Origin of the sequence: Limnohabitans sp. G3-2 (genome assembly GCF_002778275.1) — a bacterium.
GTDB lineage: Bacteria > Pseudomonadota > Gammaproteobacteria > Burkholderiales > Burkholderiaceae_C > Limnohabitans_A.
In genome coordinates, this window is the sequence record NZ_NESG01000010.1 from 1 (window position 1) to 19405 (window position 19405).

Genomic DNA, 19405 nt, shown 5'->3' on the forward strand with positions numbered 1-19405 from the left:
GCCATGAGCGCTGCCGCAGTGACCAGGCGCAGGGCACTTTTTTTACCGCGTGCACTGACGTGCTCGGCCACGGCCACCCAAGTGTTGAGTGCTTCGCTGTAAACCAGTTTGTAGTTGCTGTTCATGAATTAAAACGACTGCGTGGCTGTAAGCCAGATGCGGTTGACCTTCAAAGTGCCGTCTTGGTCTGCGCCGCGGTTGACTTCGGTGGTGATGGGGTTGGGGTTCTGGCCCAGACGCCGGGCATAGGTCATTTGCACCGAGGTGCCCACACTGTTGCGCCAAGCCACGGCCAAGCCCGCGCCTTTGAGGGCATAGGCGTTCAATGCAGCCGCGCCCTCAAAGTCGTTGAATTTGTTCACACGGATGCGGCCGTGGTCATAAAAGCCCGTCAGGCTCCAGCCGTCGGCCACTTGCCAGCGCAGCTCCAGGTTGAGCAATTGGCCCAAGGTGCCACCCCCTTCGCTGCTGGGGTAGGCACGCACACCGCTGCTGCCGCCCAGGTAAAACTTTTCTGAAGAGTCCAGGTTTTTGTGGGCCCACTGTCCGCTGAAGGCGGCGTACATCGACCACTTGGGGGTCAGCTGCTGCTGGCGACTGATGGCGTAGCGGACCTTCGCAAAAACACCCGCGGTTTGGGTGGTGCTGGCGTCGGTTGCCTGGGTGGGAGAACCGTCCAAGTTGAGCTTGCCCGCCGTCATGGTCCAAGAAAACGCGTTCGCACCACCTTGGCCCAAGCTGTCAAAGCTGTTGCCACTCAAGACCAGTGACAAAGGGGTGCTTTTGTAGGCCGACGAGGTGAGGCCGCTGGCGATGTTGTCGTAAGTTTTTTTCTCAGCACTCAAGCTGGTGTTCAGGTTGAACGTGCGGCTGCGCACCCAGGGGTAGCTCAGCTCCAAGCCCGCCGTGGTGGCGTCACCCTGTGTGGGGTTGCCTTGGCGCTTTTGGCTGGCGTAAGGCTCGGTGATCAACTCGTAATGCAAACGCGAGGCATTGAGCCCCAAGCGCCAGCCGTCCGTGCCCATGGGCAGACCGTATGCCAAGCGGGCATAACGTGTGCCTTGGGACGCCAGGGCATTGAGGCCGATGGCGTCACCCCTGAGCGTGGGGCTGTTGATATTGAGCGCGGCCATGACGCGTGCGGTGCCTGTGGAGACAGCGCCGGTGTTGTCGGCAGACACATTGGCGTTCAACCCAGGCTCATTGGCCATTTGCAAGACCAAATCGGTTTGCCCAGCTTGCGCCCCTTGGGCCAAAGCGCCCGAGACGGTGATGCCCGGCAGGTCATCGGCCAAAAGCAAGGCCCGGTCCACCGCATGGATGTTGAGGAACTTGCCCGCTTCTTGCTGGCGCGCAAAAATTTGCAACACATCTTCTTTGGGCACGCGCGTCGCGGGGTCCCCGGCCACCAGGGTTTGGCCAAAAACGGCCTCGACGATCTCGATCGTCACACTGCCTTGCTCAATGCTTTGCTCGGGCAAAAAGGTTTGCACCACCCAGCCTTTGTCTCGGTACACATCGGCCACCAACACCGGCGTGCTTTGCAGCCGCGCAAAGTCCAGCGGGCGACCCAGCAGCGGGGCCAATGCGGCACGCAATGTGGCGCTGCTGAGCAAGGTGTTGCCCTTGAACTTGAATTCTTCGACCACGATGGTTTGCCCCTGCAGGGGGACTTCTACAGGGTGTTGGGGCGCCTGCTGAACCTGCACACGCTGCTTGTCGGCCTGTTGATCGCGCTCGATTTGCTGCTGCAAGGTGCTCGCATCGGGAGGGGTTTGCGCAAGGCCCCAAGAAGGAAAAATACCGTATCCAAGCAGTGCCAGAAAGCCCCAGCGATGGGGAAAGGCAAGCGATTTGACCTTGGTGATTTGGAGGGGTTGCATGTTCATGGTTTTCATGGTTTTGCAATTTTTATCAGCACGATTCCTCAAAACCTTGCAATGCGGCGCAAGGTTTGCTTGCGCCCGCCGCTAAGATGCCCCACATGTTCCGGTTACCGACCCGCCTTTTCACCACGCGACACAGCGCCCGGCACTGGCTGCTTGTGCTGTGTTGTGCGATTTTTTGGGGGAGCTGGGCGATGGCCCAAAGCGCACTGCCCCAGGTGGAGGCGCAAGACCCGGGTACCCAAGTCAAACAATCCATCTGGATCGATGAAAGTCAGCAGCTGGACTTTGAAAGTGCACGCACACAAAATTTCAAGTCCTTCAACGCTTTGGAGCGTTTGGCGATTGGCGACACAGTGGTATGGCTGCGTCTGCACATTGACCAAGTCGATGCGGCTGCGGGCCCGCTCTTTCTTCACCTGTTACCCGTCCATTTGGGTGACGTGACGCTGTATACACCAGCAAGTTCTGGGCTCTGGCATCAGCGTACCGTGGCACCGCAGGACTTCATCGCAATGACATCGATGGGGGCTGTTCGCCAGGGCGACGATTTTTATCTCCGGATTAATTCTCGCCACAATGCAGCGGTCCTCGCTTTTGTGGGGAGCAAAGACGAACTTGCACGCCACGAGAGAAAAATGGCCGTGGCCATGACCGTCTTCGCCACGCTGTCGCTTTTGTTTCTTTTTGTGATGGTCTGGCGCAGTGTGCGCAAGTTCAGCTGGATGAGCTTGTTGGTCTGCGTTTTACTGGTGTCATCGCAGATTCAAATCTGGACCGGAATGGGTTACGCCATCACCGTTTTGGGCTTGCCTGTGCCCTGGAGCATGGCGCTGGCATCGTCCAACATCATTGCCAACATTGCCATCGCCGGTGGCATTCTCATCATTTTCTCAACCCTGATTTTCCCTAGGCAACGGTGGTTGCGCTGGATTTGGGTGTGGCCCGTTTTGCAGATGGGCATTGGCGTTTATGCCATCTTTGAGCCCAGCGAGGCATCCAATGGGAGCATGCTGTTGTGGCGGCTGGGGACATTGGCATTGACTGCTTTTTTACTGCTTGCGGCCGCTCGGGAGCCCAGTAGCCTGAGTGAAAAATCCACCCGCGTGACCTTTGTCGTCTTGCTGTTGGTCATGGTGATGACCGTGTTCGTCTCTTGGCAGTCTGTGGGGATTTTGGGGGAGGCCTCTCGCGCATTGACATCGGATTTGTTCCTGAAAAACATCTTCAGCCGATTCACCATGCTTTTGGTGATCATTGGTTTGGCCAGTTGGTTTTATGAGCGTCTCCAACTCGGTCAATTTCAAGCGGTCCAAAGCGCGCTCAAGGTATCGCAGGAAAATTTGGACTTGGAAAGCAAACGCTTGGAGCGTCAACGCCAATTCACCGCCATGCTGGCGCATGAATTGAAAAACCCCTTGGCCGTGAGCCACTTGGCGCTATCGGGCATCAAGGCACGGATGGGTCAAGATGAACCTCTGCTGGCGAGGTCGGCCGCCATCGAGCAATCGCTCCAGGAGATCGACGCCATCATTGAGCGATGCTCTGAGATTGATGGTTTTGAGCAGGGGCAATTGCCCATGAGCATCGTTTCATTCACCTTGAACGATTTGATGGCGGCCATCAAAGCGTCTAACCCCAATGAGCGCATTTACTTCTTGGTGCAGGGCATCTCAGGTGATGCGGTGCTGTTGTCTGACATGCATTACCTGAAGATCATTTTCAGCAATTTGCTAACGAACGCACTCAAATACTCGCCACCCGACACACTGGTCGAGCTGGCTGTGCAAGCAAGGCTGGGCAACGGGCAAGCGGCCATGGTGGAGTTTTGCGTTTCCAACGAAGTGGGCGAAGCCGGAACGCCCTCGCCCGATTTGGCATTTGAGCGTTTTTACCGCGCTGAATCTGCACGCAACCTCTCGGGTGCGGGCCTTGGCCTGTGGCTCTCGCAAGCGCTGGCGCACGCATTGGGGAGCGAGGTGGTCATGCAAATCGACCCCAAAAAAATCAGTTTCACCTTGGTTTTGACCACCCAATGAATTCATACCCCGCCGTTTCCGCTGCCCCGCTGGGTGAACTGATTGTGGTGGACGACAACCTGCGCCTGAGTGAAGAACTGAGCTTGGTGCTGAATGCGGCGAGGTGGACTGTGCGGTGCGCCGACGACGGCGAAAGCCTGCGCCGCTGCGTGGCCCAGCAAGAGCCTGACATTGTGCTGCTGGACCTGAACTTGCCCGGTGAAGACGGCATCAGCCTGTGCAAGTGGTTGCGCAGCACCCACCCACGCGTTGGCATTGTGATGCTCACGGCCCGCGTGATGGGCATCGACCGAACCGAAGGTTATGTCGCGGGTGCCGACATTTACCTGACCAAACCCACGCGGGCTGAAGAGCTGGTGGCCGTGGTGCACAACTTGCTGCGTCGCTCGCAATTGGCGACACCCGCATCAACGCAACCCCAAGACGTGCCATGGACTTTGCATGTCAAAGACCACCGCCTGCTCTCGCCGAAACTGGACATGCTCAGTCTCACACCCAGCGAATGCCTGCTGCTGGAGACATTGGCCTTGGGCAATGGCCTGTGCACGTACGAGCAATTGACGGATCAATTGGGTCACACCGAATTGAGCGACAAACAAGCCAAGGCGCGTCTGGAAGTCATCGTCAGCAGACTGCGCAGCAAATTGGCCAAGTTCCCCGTCGATCGACTGGAGATCAAAACAGACCACGGCACCGGTTACAGCCTGACGCGCCCATTGGCCATCAAAGCCCAAGAGACCAAATGGGGTCAATGAAGGGGTGAGCCCATGCGCCAGGCGATTCAAGCCAAACGCAAATCCCGCATGTGCTCAAACAACTTGGCGGCCCCGGCCTGGCGCAAAGCTTGCGCTTTGGCGCCCGGGGGTGCATAAGCCCACACGGTGGCGCCTGCAGCCACACCCGCCGTGATGCCCACCGTGGTGTCTTCGATAACCAGGCAACGCGCCGGGTCGATCTGCAAATGGGCGGCGGCGGCCAAGTACACATCGGGGTGTGGCTTGCTGCGCGGCATTTCGTGGCCGCTGAAAATGCGGCCTGCAAAAAAGTCGATCAAGCCCACTTGCTTGAGCATCATCTCGATCTTGAAACGGTCTGCCCCCGAGGCCACAGCGATGCGGCCTTGGCAGTGGTCGTGCAAATGCGCCACGGCCTCGTGCACACCGTCGATGGCGGTGATGCGCTGCGTCAAGCGCTCGTTGCGCCGGGCATAAAACTGTTCCAGCCACGCATCGGTCAGCGGCTGGCCGGTGTGCGCCTCAATGGTGTCGCGCTGGCTTTTGACGGTGTGGCCCACAAAGCGCTGCATGCACTCGGCCAGCGTCATGCGCCAGCCTTGTTCTTCAAACATGTCGCGCAGCACGCCGCAGGTGATGGCTTCGCTGTCGACCAGCACGCCGTCGCAGTCAAACAAAATGGCTTCAAAGTTCATGGGCTGGATCATACGGGGCTTGAATGGCCTGGCGGGGCCCCTGCTCAAAGCACATCGCCGTCCACATACAACCAGCGACCGTCCTCGCGCACAAAACGGCTGCGTTCATGCTGGCGCACCGCCTTGCCGCCCACTCGGAAGCGCGCCACAAACTCCACCTCCGCGGTGTCGGCGCCCGTGACGCGGTGTTGCTTGATGTCCAAGCCCAACCACTTGCCACCCGTCTCCAGCGTCAACTCGGCAGGTCGCTGGGTGCTGTGCCAAGTGGCCAACAGATACGGCACATCGCCCTGCACAAAAGCGCTGTAGCGCGAACGCATCAGGCGCTCGGCATCGGGGGCAGGCTGGCCTGCGTGCAATGGGCCGCAACAATCGTCCAAGGCCTGCACTTGGCCTTTGGGACCGGTACGACCACAGGGGCAAGGTGTGGCCATCAAGCGCCTTTGCGCGCCGCGCTTTCCGCTTTGTGTTGTTCCAGGGTGACGATGGGTGCCGCTGCTTTTTTCCAGGCCGAAAAACCGCCGTCGATGTGGGCCACGTTGGTCATGCCCATGTCTTGCAAGGTTTGGGTGGCGAGCGCGCTGCGCCAGCCCGCGCCGCAAAAAAGGATGAACTCTTTGCTCTCGTCGCCAAAAACAGGCTTGAAATAGGGTGAGGCTGGATCCACCCAAAATTCGAGCATGCCGCGAGGGGCCTGCAAGGCACCGGGCACCGTGCCCTCACGTTCGAGTTCACGGGGGTCACGGATGTCCACGATCTGCACTTTCGGGTCGTCCAAGCGGGCACGAACCTCGTCCACGCTGTAGGTGGTGACCTGGGCCATGGCTTCGTCAACCAGCGCCTGAAAACCTTTGGTGATGGGCATGGCGATCTCCTCTTACAGCGCGCGCTGGATGATGATTTTTTGCACGTCGCTGGTGCCTTCGTAAATTTGGCACACGCGCACGTCTCGGTAGATGCGCTCAACTGGGAAGTCGCTCACGTAGCCGTAACCGCCCAGGGTCTGGATGGCGGCGGAGCAGACCTTTTCGGCCACTTCGCTGGCGAACAGTTTGGCCATGGCCGCTTCTTTCAGACAAGGGCGGCCCGCGTCGCGCAGGCTGGCGGCGTGCCAGATCAGCTGGCGTGCGGCTTCAAGCTGCGTGGCACAGTCTGCCAAACGGAAGCCCACCGCTTGGTGGTTGAAGATGGCCGTGCCAAAGCTCTCGCGCTGCTTGGCGTAGTCAATGGCCACATCGAGCGCGCTGCGGGCCATGCCCAGGCTTTGCGCGGCAATGCCGATGCGACCGCCCTCCAAAGACGACAGGGCAATTTTGTAGCCCTCGCCCTCTTGGCCGATCAGGTTGTCAGCAGGAACGCGGCAGTTGTCAAAGTTGATCTGCGCGGTGTCGCTGCTGTGCTGGCCCAGTTTGTCCTCGAGGCGCGCAACCGTGTAACCGGGCGTGCGGGTGGGCACGATGAAGGCACTCAAGCCTTTCTTGCCTGCGCCCTTGTCGGTCACCGCTATGACGATGGCCACGTCGCCGTTTTGGCCACTGGTGATGAACTGCTTGACGCCGTTGATGACGTAGCTGTCGCCGTCTTTCACCGCCGTGGTGCGCAGGGCCGAGGCGTCCGAGCCCACATGGGGCTCGGTCAGGCAGAACGCGCCGAGCATCTGGCCTTGGGCCAACGGCGTGAGCCACTGCGCTTTTTGCGCGGCGTTACCGTACATCATCAAGATGGCGTTGACCGGGCAGTTGGTCACGCTGATGACGGTGCTGGTGCCGCCGTCACCGGCTGCGATTTCTTCGAGCACCAGCGCCAGCGTCACATAGTCCAAACCCGCGCCACCCAAGTCCTCGGGCACACAGATGCCGTAAGCGCCCAGCTCGGCCAGGCCCTTGTGCACGTCTTTCGGAAAGTGGTGTTTCTTGTCCCACTCGGCCGCATGGGGCCACAGCTCGCGCTGGGCAAAGTCGCGCACGGCGTCACGGATCATTTCCTGGTCGGGGGTCAGCAGCATGTCTGTCTTTCTTTATCGGGTCACCACGGCAGCGGCTGGCCGTCGTGGTTCAAAAATGCGCCCCGGTGTTTCGGGTCGCGCTGTTCAAGCACATGGCTCAGGGTCTGGCGCAGGCTGCTCGCGCTTTGCTCGGGCGTGAGGGGCGCCTGCTCTCCGCCCATCTCGGTCTGCACCCAGCCGGGGTGGATGGCCAACACGGTGATGTCCGGCTGCTCGGCCTGGGTGCAACGCACCACCATGTTGAGCGCGGCCTTGCTCACACGGTAGAGCGCGGCGTTGCCGCTGCTGGTCTCTTGCATGCTGCCCATGACGGAGCTGATGCAGGCGATCACGCCTTGCGTTTCTTGCACCATGGGCACGATCTGGGGGATGACCTGCATCGCGCCCATCACATTGGTGTGCATCACCGCGTCAAAGCTGTCGCGGGTGGGCGGGGTGTTGGCACTGGCGCGGTCCATCGCGCCCGCCACGTAGATGGCGAGATCAATCTTCTCGCCGTCGAGCTGCCAAGCCAGGCCTGAGTTGCTGGCCGGGTTGGCCACATCGAGGCGCAGGGTTTGCGCGCCCAGGGCTTTGAGGCTTGCAAGGCCTTCGTCAGAGCGGGCGGTGGCGATCACACGCCAACCGTCGGCCATGTACTGGCGCGCCAGCTCCAAGCCAATGCCGCGAGATGCACCCATCAGCAGGACGGTGTTCATGGTTGCGGGGTACTCATGGTTGAAGGGTGCTCATGGCTGTGGGGCACTGACGGCCATGCGATGCGGCGTGGGAGCGAGCCCCTGCTCGCGAAGGGGCCCTCTGGCACTTGGGGCATCTGCTGGGACTTGAGGCATTCGGCCGCAGGGGCGGCCTCCCACAAAAACCGCGTTCGGCCCTGATGGCGCCCACAGCAGCGGCATTGGATCGTGGGAGCGAGCCCCTGCTCGCGAAGGGGCCCTCTGGCACTTGAGACATTTGCTGGGACTTGAGCCATTCGGCCGCAGGGGCGGCCTCCCACAAAAGCCGCGTTCGGCCCTTGTGGTGCCCACAGCAGCTGCATTGGATCGTGGGAGCGAGCCCCTGCTCGCGAAGGAGCCATCTGGCACTTGGGGCATTTGCTGGGACTTGAGGCATTCGACCAATGCCTGAGCTGTAGGTCGGTGGCTTTAGCCCCGACATGGAGCCTTTGCAGGCAGATGTCGGAGCTGAAGCCCCGACCTACAAACAACAACATCACACGAGCTCCAGCGCCACCGCCGTGCCTTCGCCGCCGCCGATGCACAGCGTGGCCAGGCCCTTCTTGAGGCCACGGGCCTTGAGGGCGTGGATCAGCGTGACCATGATGCGGGCGCCGGATGCGCCAATCGGGTGGCCCAATGCGCAGGCGCCGCCGTTCACATTGACCTTGTCATGCGGCACGTTCAGCTCGGTCATGAGCGCCATGGGCACGACGGCAAAGGCTTCGTTGATTTCCCACAGGTCGACGTCTTCAACCTTCCAGCCGGCTTTGGCCAAGGCCTTCTGGCTGGCGCCCACCGGGGCGGTGGCGAACCACTCGGGCTCTTGCGCATGGGTGGCGTGGCTCACGATGCGGGCCAAGGGCTTGCAGCCGAGTTGGGCGGCCGTGCTTTCGCGCATCAGCACCATGGCGGCCGCGCCGTCGTTGATGGACGAGCTGGCCGCAGCGGTGATGGTGCCGCCGTCTTTCTTGAAGGCGGGCTTGAGTGTGGGGATCTTGTCGATCTTGATCTTGCCAGGGCCTTCGTCGATGGACACCACGACTTCGCCTGCACGGGTTTTGACCGTCACGGGCGCGATTTCGGTGGCAAAGCCGCCGTTTTGGATCGCGTTTTGCGCACGCTGCACGCTGGCCATGGCAAAGGCGTCTTGCTGCTCGCGGGTGAACTTGTATTTGGCCGCGCAGTCTTCGCCAAAGGTGCCCATGCTGCGGCCCGCTTCGTAAGCGTCTTCCAAGCCGTCGAGCATCATGTGGTCGAAAATTTTGTCGTGGCCCATGCGGTAACCGCCACGGCCCTTGAGCATCAGGTACGGCGCGTTGGTCATGCTTTCCATGCCACCAGCCACCAGCACGTCGTGTGTGCCCGCCACCAGCATGTCGTGGGCAAACATGGCCGCGCGCATGCCCGAGCCACACATCTTGGACAAGGTGACCGCGCCTGCGCTCTTGGGCAAGCCGCCCTTGAAACCCGCCTGGCGGGCTGGGGCCTGGCCTTGGCCGGCCATCAGGCAGTTGCCAAACAGCACTTCGGTGACGAGCTCAGGGCTGATGCCCGCGCGCTCGACCGCGGCCTTGATGGCGACGCCGCCCAAGTCGTGGGCAGCCAGTGAGGAAAAATCGCCTTGGAAGCTGCCCATGGGCGTGCGGGCAGCGCTGACGATGACGATGGGGTCGGACATGGTTTTCTCCAATTGAATCAACAGTCGCCACGCCCCCGAAGGGTCACGCGGCAGGAAGAACGCCACCACGGGGGTAGCGCTTGAAAGCGTTGCGGAAGACGTCCACCACTTCATGGGCACCGCTCATGGTCACCCCCAAGTCTTTGACCAGACCGTTGTCCAGGCCATAAATCCAGCCGTGCACGGTGACTTTTTGGCCACGGCTCCAGGCGTCTTGCATGACGTTGGACAGGGCGACGTTGCCGACCTGCTCGATCACGTTCATCTCGCACATGACCGATTCAAGTTCTTCTTGCGGCAAGTGGTTCAGGCGCTGGCGGTGGCGCAGGCGCACGTCCTGCACGTGGCGCAGCCAGTTGTCGGCCAAGCCCACGCGCAGGCCACGCGTGGCCGCCAGCACACCGCCGCAGCCGTAGTGCCCCACCACCATGATGTGCTCGACCTTGAGGGCATCGACCGCGTACTGGATGACCGACAGGGCGTTCAGGTCCGAGTGCACCACCACGTTGGCCACGTTGCGGTGCACAAACACCTCGCCCGGATCCAGGCCGGTGATCTGGTTGGCGGGCACGCGGCTGTCGGAGCAGCCGATCCACAAGTACTTGGGGTTTTGCTGGTTGGCCAGGCGCGAGAAATAAGCAGGGTCCTGCTGGACCATGCTCTGCGCCCAGGCGCGGTTGTTGTCAAAAAGATGCTGAAGTGATGGGCTCATGCGTCAATTGTGGCAGTGCAGCAAAGTCCTCAGGCGGTTTCGGAGAACAATTCGCGGCCAATCAGCATGCGGCGGATCTCGCTGGTGCCCGCGCCGATCTCGTACAGCTTGGCGTCGCGCCACAAACGGCCCAGCGGGTATTCGTTGATGTAACCGTTGCCACCGAAGATCTGCACGCCCTCGCCGGCCATCCAGGTGGCTTTTTCGGCGGTCCACAAAATGACGGATGCGCAGTCTTTGCGCACCTGGCGCACATGCTCGGTGCCCAACAGGTCCAAGTTTTTGGCCACGGTGTAGGCGAAGCTGCGACCGGCTTGCAGCACGGTGTACATGTCGGCCACTTTGCCCTGGATCAGCTGGAACTCGCCAATGCTCTGGCCAAACTGCTTGCGGTCGTGGATGTAGGGGATCACGTTGTCCATGACGGACTGCATGATGCCCAGCGGACCGCCCGTGAGCACAGCGCGCTCGTAGTCCAAGCCGCTCATCAGCACCTTGGCGCCGTTGTTCAGACCCCCCAAGATATGGGATTCAGGCACTTCGACGTTGTTGAACACCAGCTCGCCCGTGTGGCTGCCGCGCATGCCCAGCTTGTCGAGTTTTTGCGCGATGCTGAAACCCTTCATGCCCTTTTCGATCAGGAAGGCCGTCACGCCGCGAGCGCCCAGCTCGGGCTCGCTCTTGGCATACACCACCAGGGTGTCGGCGTCAGGGCCGTTGGTGATCCACATCTTGGAGCCATTGAGCAGGAAATAGCCGCCTTTGTCCTCCGCCTTGAGCTTCATGCTCAGCACGTCCGACCCCGCGCCGGGTTCGCTCATGGCCAGGGCGCCCACATGCTCGCCCGAAATCAATTTGGGCAGGTATTTGGCGCGCTGCTCGGGCGTGCCGTTGCGCTTGATCTGGTTGACGCACAGGTTGGAGTGCGCGCCGTAGCTCAGCCCCACAGAGGCGCTGGCGCGCGAGATTTCCTCCATGGCGATCATGTGGGCCAGATACCCCATGTTGGCGCCACCGTATTCCTCGCCCACGGTGATGCCCAGCACGCCCAAGTCGCCCATCTTGCGCCACAGGTCCATGGGAAACTGGTCATCGCGGTCGATCTCGGCGGCGCGAGGGGCGATTTCGGCTTGGGCAAACTCGCGCACCGCGTCTCGCAGGGCGTCGATGTCTTCACCAAGTTGGAAATTCAGACCGGGCAAGTTGTTCATAAGGAGGGCTCCAGCTCAAGGAAAAAGGGGTGGGATCGCGGGCAAAAGCCGCTGGCTCAATAGGTTTGCGGCACCGCCGTCAAGGTTTGCTGCATCACTGCGCAAGGGGTTTGTTGGCCATCGCTGGCGATGTGCACGACCTCTGCCGAACACACGATGACCCGCTTGCCAGCCTTGGTCACTTGACCGATGGCGTGGATGCGGCCGCCCTGCAAACTGTTCAAAAAGTTGATTTTGTATTCAATGGTGACGACTTCCATGCCGTCTGGCGCCACCGTCAACGCAGCGTACCCCCCGGCGATGTCGGCCAGCGCGCCAATGGCGCCGCCATGAAAACCACCTTGCTGCTGCGTGACCTTGTCCCCATAAGGCAGGGACAACTCGACACGGCCCGCCGTTGCCGATACCAATTGCACACCCAAGTGCTGCATCATGCCCTGGCGCGCCAGGCTGCTGGCCACCCGCTCATGGGGGCTCGGCGGCGACACAGCAGAAGAACTGGCAAGGCTCACGTCACATCCAATGGTTGAAAACAAACCCAGACTTTAATTGACGTTTACGTCAACGTCAATCAAATCGTCGCGGCTGGACCTGTGCGCATCAGGCCGCGGGGTTCGCCTTGCTGGCCTTGGTCAGCAAACTTCGGGTTTCTTTTTCATGGGTTTTGACTTCGTCCAGCGTGGCCTCCAAATCGGCCAACTGCGACTCCAATTGCTGGCGGTGCTCGGCCAGCACCACCAAGAATTTTTTCAGCTGCGGCACGGTGTCCCTTGGGCTGTCGTACATGTCGATCAGGCCCTTGGCTTCATTGAGCGACAAGCCCAAGCGCTTGGCGCGCAAGGTGAGCTTCAAACGGGTGCGGTCTCGGGCCGAGTACACACGGTTGCGCCCACCGGGGCCCGAACGCTCGGGCTCGAGCAAGCCCATGTCTTCGTAAAAACGGATGGCTCGGGTGGTCAGGTCAAATTCCTGGGCCAAATCGCTGATCGTGAACATGTTCGCCATGGCTTGGGCTCCTCAACCGCTTGCGCAAGGGAGACAGCCATGCAAGCAGCCGCACCCTAGAATTCAATGTGTGTTTGACGTTAACGTCAACGTCAACCCTCCGAATGCTAACCCAATCCACACGCCGCATGTCCACCTTGCCCAACGCCATGGCCACGCCCGCAGTGGAGCCCACCCCACCCCCGCTGCACTACCCTTTGGGCGAACACCTGCCCGAGTCGGGTTCAGCCACCGAAGTTGCACCGGGCATTTTTTGGTTGCGTGTGGGGCTGCCCTTTGCTCTGAACCACATCAACCTGTGGCTGCTGCGTGACCGCATGCCTCACCCTTCGCAAGCGGGCGTTGAGCAAGAAGGCTGGACGGTGGTGGACTGCGGCATCGACAACCCGCTGACCCGACAAGCCTGGGAACAGGTGGAGCAAGACATGCTGCAGGGCTTGCCGATCTTGCGGGTGCTGGTGACCCACATGCACCCGGACCACATGGGGCTGGCCCACTGGCTGTGCGAGCGCTGGCAAGCCCCCCTGTGGATGAGCACCAGTGAGTACCAGTCGGCACTGCTCGCCTGCAGCGGTCTGTCCAATTTTGGTGGCCCGGCCACGGTCGCGTTCTTTGAGGCGCACGGCTGGCGCAAGGCCGAAGACCTCGCGGTCATCCAATCACGCATGGGCTACTACCCCAGCATGGTGCCCAAAATTCCAAGCGCCTATGTCCGTTTGATGGCCGGCGCCCAAGTGCGCATTGGCGATCGGCTTTGGTCGTGCATCGCCGGTTATGGCCACTCCCCTGAACACATGGCCCTGCACGACGCGGAGAACCAAGTGCTCATCAGTGGCGACATGCTGCTGCCCTCCATTTCCACCAACATCAGTGTCTACGCCATGGAGCCCGACGGCAACCCACTGCAGTGGTTCCTCGACTCCCTGGAGCGCATGGCGGGCCTGCCCGATGCCACCTTGGTGCTGCCCTCGCACGGGCGTCCGTTTCGGGGCGCTCTCACCCGAATTGCGCAACTGAAATCACACCACGCCGAGCGCTTGTCCGAGTTGTTGCAAGCCTGCAGGCCCCAAGCTTGCAACGCCTACGAACTGCTGCCGGTGTTGTTCAAGCGTCCGCTGGATGTGCACCAAACCACTTTTGCTTTGGGCGAGGCCGTGGCCCACTTGAACTTGTTGTGGCTGTCGGGTCAGCTGCAGCGCTCGCGCGACGCCGATGGGGTTTACCGCTTCAGCACCCGCCCGGCTGCGTGAGTCGAGGGCTCAGCCTTCTTTCAGATCCACCGGGGCCTGGCGCAGCGCTTGCCGCCGCTGCGCATAGTCGGGCATGACCTCTCCCACCGTTTCCCAAAAGCGGGGGCTGTGGTTCATTTCGCGCAGGTGTGCCAACTCGTGCACCACCACATAGTCAATCTGGCTGATGGGCAGGTGAATGAGGCGCCAGTTCAAACGGATGTGCCCATCCTGGCGCGCACTGCCCCAGCGCGTGCTGGCACTGGACAGGCTGAGTTGGCGCCAACGCACCCCGAGCCGTGGCGCGAAGTGGTGCAGCCGCTCTTCAAACAAGGTTTTGGCCTGCTTTTTGAGCCACACCTGCGCAGCATCACGCACCTGCGTCACCGAGGCACCGGGCGGCACCGTCACCGGCAAAATTTGATCGGGCGGCAGGTCTTGCCCATGCACACGCCCCACGCCGCGCTCCATCACACACAGTTGCACCGTGCGCCCCAAAAAAGGCACCTCGGCCCCGTGGCGCCACTCAATGGCTTTTTGAAATTGCTCGGTTTGTCGGTCTTTGAACTGCTGCAACTTGGCCACAATCCAAGCGCCTTTTTCCTGCACAGCAGCGTCCACCTCGCGCAAGGTGACCCAGTTGGGCGCACGCACCACCAAGCCATCGGCCCCCACCATGAAACCGATGCTTTTGCGGCGCGAGCGCTCAAAACGGAAAGACACCGCCACGCCCTGAAGTTGCGCATGGCGATTGGCAGCAGGATGGGTGAAGCCTGCCGCCATGGGCAGCGGTGCGTCCATGCCCCGGAGTGCGTCATGGCCTGAGGCGGGGGGCTTGAGCGCGGAAGGGGCCGGTTCAGGCGGCAAGATGGCAGGCTTGGGCTGGGTCGGCGGGACAGGGTCGCCGCCCGTGAAGAAATCCAACACAAACTGCAAAGGCGCGCGCATGGTTCGCCTCACTCCAGTTCAATGGCCGGCGACGCCGGGATAAGCCTCGGGATCGAGCCGGTGCATCTCCGATTCGATCCAGGTCTCCACTTCCAACATGAGTTCATCGGCGCTGCGGCCCTCACTGGAGATGGCGCGGCCAATGGAGATGTCCACCACCCCCGGTGTTTTGATGAAGGCCTTGGTCGGCCAGCAACGCGCCGAGGTCACGGCGATGGGAATCACCGGCACACCCGCAGCGATGGCCAAACGGGCCCCACCGCTTTTGTATTCGCCTTTTTGGCCACGCGGGATGCGCGTGCCCTCTGGGAACATGATGACCCAAACGCCCTCTTCCATGAGGCGGCGGCCTTGTTGAACCACCTTGGCAAACGCCCGCGAACGCTGCTTGCGGTCGATGTGGATCATGTCGAGGCGGCCCATGGCCCAGCCAAAAAAGGGCACTCGGAGGAGCTCTTTTTTGAACACATAAGCCAGGGGGTGCGGCATGATCACGGGCATGACAAAGGTCTCCCAAGTCGACTGGTGCTTGACCAGCAAAACGGCCGGGTCTTTGCTGCCTTGGGGCAAGTTTTCCATGCCCTGAATCCGGTTTTCGATCCCCAGGATCCAAGTGCCACTGTTCACCGCCACGCGCAGCCAAGCGGCACAAATCCAATACAGGCGGGTGCTGCTGACCAGGTAGGACACCACGATCACGAAGAGCGCCCAAGGCACGACCGTGAGCGCCATCCAGAGCACGTGAGCCAGTGAGCGAAGAAAATTCATGCGAGCGTGGGCCTAAGGGGTGGGTGATCGGGGCGGAATGGGGCTTGACTCTGCAGCGGCCAAGAGGTGGTCTGCAAAAGCCATCAAATCGGCATGCACGCGGGTGTTGCGCGGAAACTCGGGCGGCAAACGGGCGGGGTCGACCATCGCATGCCGCCCGGAAAGCACCAAATGGGGCACACAGCCCGCAGCCTGTGCGGCCAGCATGTCCCGTAGGCTGTCTCCGACATAGGGCACACCGGTCAGACTCAGACCATAGCGCTCCTCGATCTGCTGCAACAAACCCGGCGCAGGCTTGCGGCAGCTGCACCCCTCTTCGGCCGCGTGGGGGCAATAAAAAATCGCATCGATGCGCCCGCCCAAAGTGGCCAAGGCCTTGAGCATGTGCGCATGGACCGCGTTGAGGGCGCCCATGTCAAACAAACCCCGGCCCAAACCCGATTGGTTGGTGGCCAACACCACATGAAAACCCGCATGGTTGAGCCGGCTGATCGCTTCGAGCGCACCCGGCAAGGGGTGCCACTCTTCGGGCGATTTGACAAACTCCTCACTGGCTTGGTTGATCGTGCCGTCCCGGTCCAGGATGACAAGTTTGAGGTGGTTGTTCATCGGCGGGGCGGGTCAGTGGCGAGGTGTTCGGGCGCTCAAGCCGCCAGGCGCGAGAGATCGGCGACGCGGTTCATGGCCACATGCAGGCTTTTGAGCAAGCCTTGGCGGTTCAGTCGCAGGTCCATGGCTTCGGCATTGACCATCACGTCATCAAAGAAAGCGTCGACGGGTGCGCGCAAGGCGGCCAGGGTTTGCAAGCTGGCGGTGTAATCGCCCGCTTTGAACTGGGCCTCGGACTCGGGGACAATTTTTTGCATGACGGCGTACAGGTTTTTCTCGGCCTCTTCGTGCAACAGCGCGACGTTCACATGCGCGTCCACCTCGCCCGCCTTCTTCAAAATATTGCCGATGCGCTTGTTGGCAGCGGCCAAGGCGGGGCTCTCGGGCAAAGCCGCAAAGGCGCGCACAGCTTGCAGGAACTGGCTGACCTGACTCAACCGTGCCGGGCGCAGGGCCATGACGGCGTCGACCTCTTGCGCGCTGAACCCTTGCTCGCGCAAGTTGCCGGCCAAGCGGTCGCAAATGAAGTCGATCAAGGCTTCAGCGCCGCCTGTGATCTTGTCGCCGAAAACCGGGGCGGACAAAGCCAACAACTGGGGCAAACCCAAAGCCACATCTTGTTCGATGAGCATGCGGATCACGCCCAGCGCATGGCGGCGCAGCGCAAACGGGTCTTTGTCGCCCGTGGGCACATTGCCAATGCCGAACATGCCGACCAAGGTTTCGAGCTTGTCGGCCAGCGCCACCACCAAACCCACCGGGTTGCGGGGCAAATCGTCGCCCGCAAAGCGCGGTTTGTAGTGGTCTTCAATCGCCTCGGCCACCTCGTTGGACAGGCCGTCGTGGCGGGCGTAATAGCCACCCATGATGCCTTGCAGCTCTGGGAACTCGCCGACCATGTCGGTCAGCAAATCGGTCTTGGCCAAGCGTGCGGCCTGCTTGGCCTGCGCGGCCAGGGCGTCACCGCCAACTTGCTGGCCGATGGCTTGGGCGATGGCGCACACCCGCGCCATGCGCTCGCCTTGCGTGCCCAGTTTGTTGTGGTAAACCACTTTCGACAGGCCTTCGACGCGCGACTCGAGCGTTTTCTTGCGGTCTTGGTCGAAGAAGAATTTGGCATCGGCCAAGCGCGGGCGCACCACGCGCTCGTTGCCGCCGATCACAAACGAAGCGTCGTCGGGGGTGATGTTGCTCACCACCAAGAAACGGTTGGTCAGCTTGCTCGATGCGTCGATCAAGGGAAAGTATTTTTGGTTGGCCTTCATCGTGAGGATCAGGCACTCTTGCGGCACGCCCAAGAACTCGGTCTCGAACTGGCAAGTCAGCACGTTCGGACGCTCGACCAGCGCGGTCACTTCGTCCAGCAAGGCATCGTCTTCGATGGGGCGCGCACCGCTGCCCACTTGGGCCGCTGCGGCATGGAGCTGGCGCACGATTTCTGCACGGCGCTCGGCAAAGCTGGCGATGACCGCGCCGTCGCGCTTGAGCACTTCGTCGTATTGGTCGGCGTGCGACAAGACCACGGGCGAGACTTTGGCTTCAAAGCGGTGGCCTTGGGTGCTGTTGCCCGCGGTCAGGCCCAGCGCCTGGACGGGCACCACGGCACTGCCGTGCAGGGCGATCAGGCTGTGCGCAGGGCGCACAAAGTTCACGCTGGTCCAGCCGGGCAAAAAGTGGTCGATGCCGCAATCGGTTTCCAACTGGTACTGCATGACCTTAGGGATGGGCAGCTTGGCCAGCGCTTCATCGAGCGCTTTTTGCAAGCCGACTTGCAATGAGGCACCTTTGACCAAGCTGTCGTAGAACAGCGCTTCGGCCTTGCCATCAGGCTGGCGCTTGAGCGCGGCCACGGCCGCAGCAGGGTCGCTCACGTCTGCGCCCAAGGCTTGCAGTTTTTTCAGCAGTGCGGGTGTGGCGTTGCCCGCTGCGTCCAAGCCCACAGCCACAGGCATCAGCTTTTGCTGAACGGCCTTGTCGGCGGCCTGCGCCAGCACGCCACTCACATGGGCGGCCAGACGTCGGGGTGAGGCAAAAGCGGTCACCACCGCGTCGGCTGCGGCCAGGCCTTGGGCCTTGAGTTGCTCGGCCAATACGCCCGAGAAAGCAGCACCCAACTTGTTCAGCGCCTTCGGCGGCAGCTCTTCCACAAACAGTTCTACCAGCAGATTTTGTGTCGTCATGTCGTTCTCCCTCACGCGGCTTTCTTGGGCATTTGCGCAACCCATTCACGCGGGGCCATCGGGAAGTCCAGACGTTCGCGGCTTTCGTAATAGCTCTGGGCCACGCTGCGGGCCAGATTGCGGATGCGGCCGATGTAGGCGGCGCGCTCGGTCACGCTGATCGCGCCGCGCGCGTCCAGCAAGTTGAAGGTGTGCGCGGCTTTGAGCACCTGCTCGTAAGCGGGCAGCGCCAGCTGCGCGCCCATCAGGTGCTGGGCTTGCTTTTCGTGCGCACCAAAGGCGGTGAACAAGAACTCGGCATCGCTGTGCTCGAAGTTGTATGTCGACTGCTCGACTTCGTTTTGCTTGTACACATCGCCGTAGGTCAAGCCCTCGGTCCATTGCAGGTTGTAGACGTTGTCCACGCCTTGCAAATACATGGCCAGTCGCTCCAGACCGTAAGTGATCTCACCCGTGATCGGCTTGCAGTCGATGCCACCCACTTGCTGGAAGTAAGTGAACTGTGTGACTTCCATGCCGTTGAGCCAGACTTCCCAGCCCAGACCCCAGGCGCCGAGCGTGGGGTTTTCCCAATCGTCTTCGACGAAGCGGATGTCGTTTTTCTTGAGGTCAAAGCCCAGCGCTTCGAGCGAGCCGAGGTACAGCTCCAGGATGTTGCTGGGCGCGGGCTTCAAAACGACCTGAAACTGGTAGTAGTGCTGCAGGCGGTTGGGGTTTTCGCCGTAGCGCCCGTCTTTGGGGCGACGGCTGGGCTGCACGTAGGCGGCTTTCCAAGGCTCGGGGCCAATGGCGCGCAAAAAAGTGGCGGTGTGGCTGGTGCCCGCACCGACTTCCATGTCGTAGGGCTGGAGCAAGGCGCAGCCCTGGGCATCCCAGTACTGCTGCAATTTCAAAATGATTTGCTGGAAGGTCAACATGGCCGAAGCGTTGCCAGCAGCGAGCTGGCCAAAGTTAGTGGGCGCGCAAGCATGGCGCGAACCTTTGATT

General features: G+C 61.3%; 20 protein-coding genes. 3 read left to right on the top strand and 17 right to left on the bottom strand.

The window, feature by feature from the left end:
* A partial coding sequence (locus B9Z31_RS15740; RefSeq protein WP_199174520.1) for an ESPR domain-containing protein occupies positions 1-125 on the bottom strand: 125 nt, incomplete at its 3' end.
* A gap of 3 nt (positions 126-128) precedes the next feature.
* Positions 129-1898, bottom strand: coding sequence for a ShlB/FhaC/HecB family hemolysin secretion/activation protein (locus tag B9Z31_RS14795; protein ID WP_233200998.1), 1770 nt, complete (start codon positions 1896-1898; stop codon positions 129-131).
* A 182-nt stretch (positions 1899-2080) separates the two neighbouring features.
* Here B9Z31_RS14795 and B9Z31_RS14800 point away from each other — a divergent pair, with 182 nt between their 5' ends.
* Both B9Z31_RS14800 and B9Z31_RS14805 read left to right on the top strand, forming a co-directional pair.
* The gene (locus B9Z31_RS14800) at positions 2081-3925 is read left to right on the top strand and encodes an ATP-binding protein (RefSeq protein WP_158235691.1); all 1845 of its coding nucleotides are present in this window, start codon (positions 2081-2083) and stop codon (positions 3923-3925) included.
* Positions 3922-4680, top strand: a complete 759-nt coding sequence (locus B9Z31_RS14805; protein WP_100120333.1) for a response regulator transcription factor — start codon at positions 3922-3924, stop codon at positions 4678-4680. Before B9Z31_RS14800 ends, B9Z31_RS14805 begins: the two co-directional genes overlap by 4 nt.
* 26 nt (positions 4681-4706) lie before the next feature.
* Here the strand turns inward: B9Z31_RS14805 and B9Z31_RS14810 are convergent, their stop codons facing one another.
* From B9Z31_RS14810 to B9Z31_RS14855, 10 genes are all read right to left on the bottom strand, one after another.
* Entirely contained in the window at positions 4707-5354 is a 648-nt protein-coding gene (locus B9Z31_RS14810; protein WP_100120365.1) for an HAD family phosphatase, read from the bottom strand.
* 44 nt (positions 5355-5398) lie between these two features.
* Complete coding sequence (locus tag B9Z31_RS14815) at positions 5399-5788, bottom strand: YchJ family protein (RefSeq protein ID WP_100120334.1); 390 nt, start codon at positions 5786-5788, stop codon at positions 5399-5401.
* Positions 5788-6219: a rhodanese-like domain-containing protein gene (locus B9Z31_RS14820; RefSeq protein ID WP_100120335.1), complete on the bottom strand. Its 432-nt coding sequence runs from the start codon at positions 6217-6219 to the stop codon at positions 5788-5790. Before B9Z31_RS14820 ends, B9Z31_RS14815 begins: the two co-directional genes overlap by 1 nt.
* Before the next feature lie 12 nt (positions 6220-6231).
* Entirely contained in the window at positions 6232-7359 is a 1128-nt protein-coding gene (locus tag B9Z31_RS14825; RefSeq protein WP_100120336.1) for an acyl-CoA dehydrogenase family protein, read from the bottom strand.
* A gap of 20 nt (positions 7360-7379) precedes the next feature.
* Positions 7380-8057 carry an SDR family oxidoreductase gene (locus B9Z31_RS14830; RefSeq protein ID WP_100120337.1) on the bottom strand — a complete coding sequence of 226 codons (678 nt, stop codon included), beginning with the start codon at positions 8055-8057 and terminating at the stop codon, positions 7380-7382.
* Positions 8058-8571: 514 nt separating this feature from the next.
* Positions 8572-9756 carry an acetyl-CoA C-acyltransferase gene (locus B9Z31_RS14835; RefSeq protein ID WP_100120366.1) on the bottom strand — a complete coding sequence of 395 codons (1185 nt, stop codon included), beginning with the start codon at positions 9754-9756 and terminating at the stop codon, positions 8572-8574.
* Positions 9757-9799: 43 nt separating this feature from the next.
* The gene (can, locus tag B9Z31_RS14840) at positions 9800-10468 is read right to left on the bottom strand and encodes a carbonate dehydratase (protein ID WP_100120338.1); all 669 of its coding nucleotides are present in this window, start codon (positions 10466-10468) and stop codon (positions 9800-9802) included.
* A gap of 29 nt (positions 10469-10497) precedes the next feature.
* Positions 10498-11679, bottom strand: a complete 1182-nt coding sequence (locus B9Z31_RS14845) for an isovaleryl-CoA dehydrogenase (protein ID WP_100120339.1) — start codon at positions 11677-11679, stop codon at positions 10498-10500.
* 56 nt (positions 11680-11735) lie between these two features.
* Complete coding sequence (locus tag B9Z31_RS14850; protein ID WP_369804718.1) at positions 11736-12191, bottom strand: PaaI family thioesterase; 456 nt, start codon at positions 12189-12191, stop codon at positions 11736-11738.
* 88 nt (positions 12192-12279) lie between these two features.
* Positions 12280-12684, bottom strand: coding sequence for a MerR family DNA-binding transcriptional regulator (locus B9Z31_RS14855; RefSeq protein WP_100120340.1), 405 nt, complete (start codon positions 12682-12684; stop codon positions 12280-12282).
* A 104-nt stretch (positions 12685-12788) separates the two neighbouring features.
* Here B9Z31_RS14855 and B9Z31_RS14860 point away from each other — a divergent pair, with 104 nt between their 5' ends.
* A complete protein-coding gene (locus B9Z31_RS14860; RefSeq protein WP_100120341.1) occupies positions 12789-13934 on the top strand; it encodes an MBL fold metallo-hydrolase in 1146 nt (381 codons plus the stop codon).
* A gap of 9 nt (positions 13935-13943) precedes the next feature.
* Here the strand turns inward: B9Z31_RS14860 and B9Z31_RS14865 are convergent, their stop codons facing one another.
* Genes B9Z31_RS14865 through glyQ form a run of 5 tightly spaced genes read right to left on the bottom strand, consistent with a single transcriptional unit; the run spans position 13944 to position 19335 of the window.
* Positions 13944-14861, bottom strand: coding sequence for a M48 family metallopeptidase (locus B9Z31_RS14865; RefSeq protein ID WP_100120342.1), 918 nt, complete (start codon positions 14859-14861; stop codon positions 13944-13946).
* An 18-nt stretch (positions 14862-14879) separates the two neighbouring features.
* Positions 14880-15629, bottom strand: coding sequence for a 1-acyl-sn-glycerol-3-phosphate acyltransferase (locus B9Z31_RS14870; protein WP_100120343.1), 750 nt, complete (start codon positions 15627-15629; stop codon positions 14880-14882).
* 12 nt (positions 15630-15641) lie between these two features.
* Positions 15642-16238 carry a D-glycero-beta-D-manno-heptose 1,7-bisphosphate 7-phosphatase gene (gene gmhB, locus B9Z31_RS14875; protein WP_100120344.1) on the bottom strand — a complete coding sequence of 199 codons (597 nt, stop codon included), beginning with the start codon at positions 16236-16238 and terminating at the stop codon, positions 15642-15644.
* Positions 16239-16273: 35 nt separating this feature from the next.
* Positions 16274-18418: a glycine--tRNA ligase subunit beta gene (glyS, locus tag B9Z31_RS14880; protein ID WP_100120368.1), complete on the bottom strand. Its 2145-nt coding sequence runs from the start codon at positions 18416-18418 to the stop codon at positions 16274-16276.
* A gap of 11 nt (positions 18419-18429) precedes the next feature.
* A complete protein-coding gene (gene glyQ, locus B9Z31_RS14885) occupies positions 18430-19335 on the bottom strand; it encodes a glycine--tRNA ligase subunit alpha (protein WP_100120369.1) in 906 nt (301 codons plus the stop codon).
* Between the last annotated feature and the right edge of the window lie 70 nt (positions 19336-19405).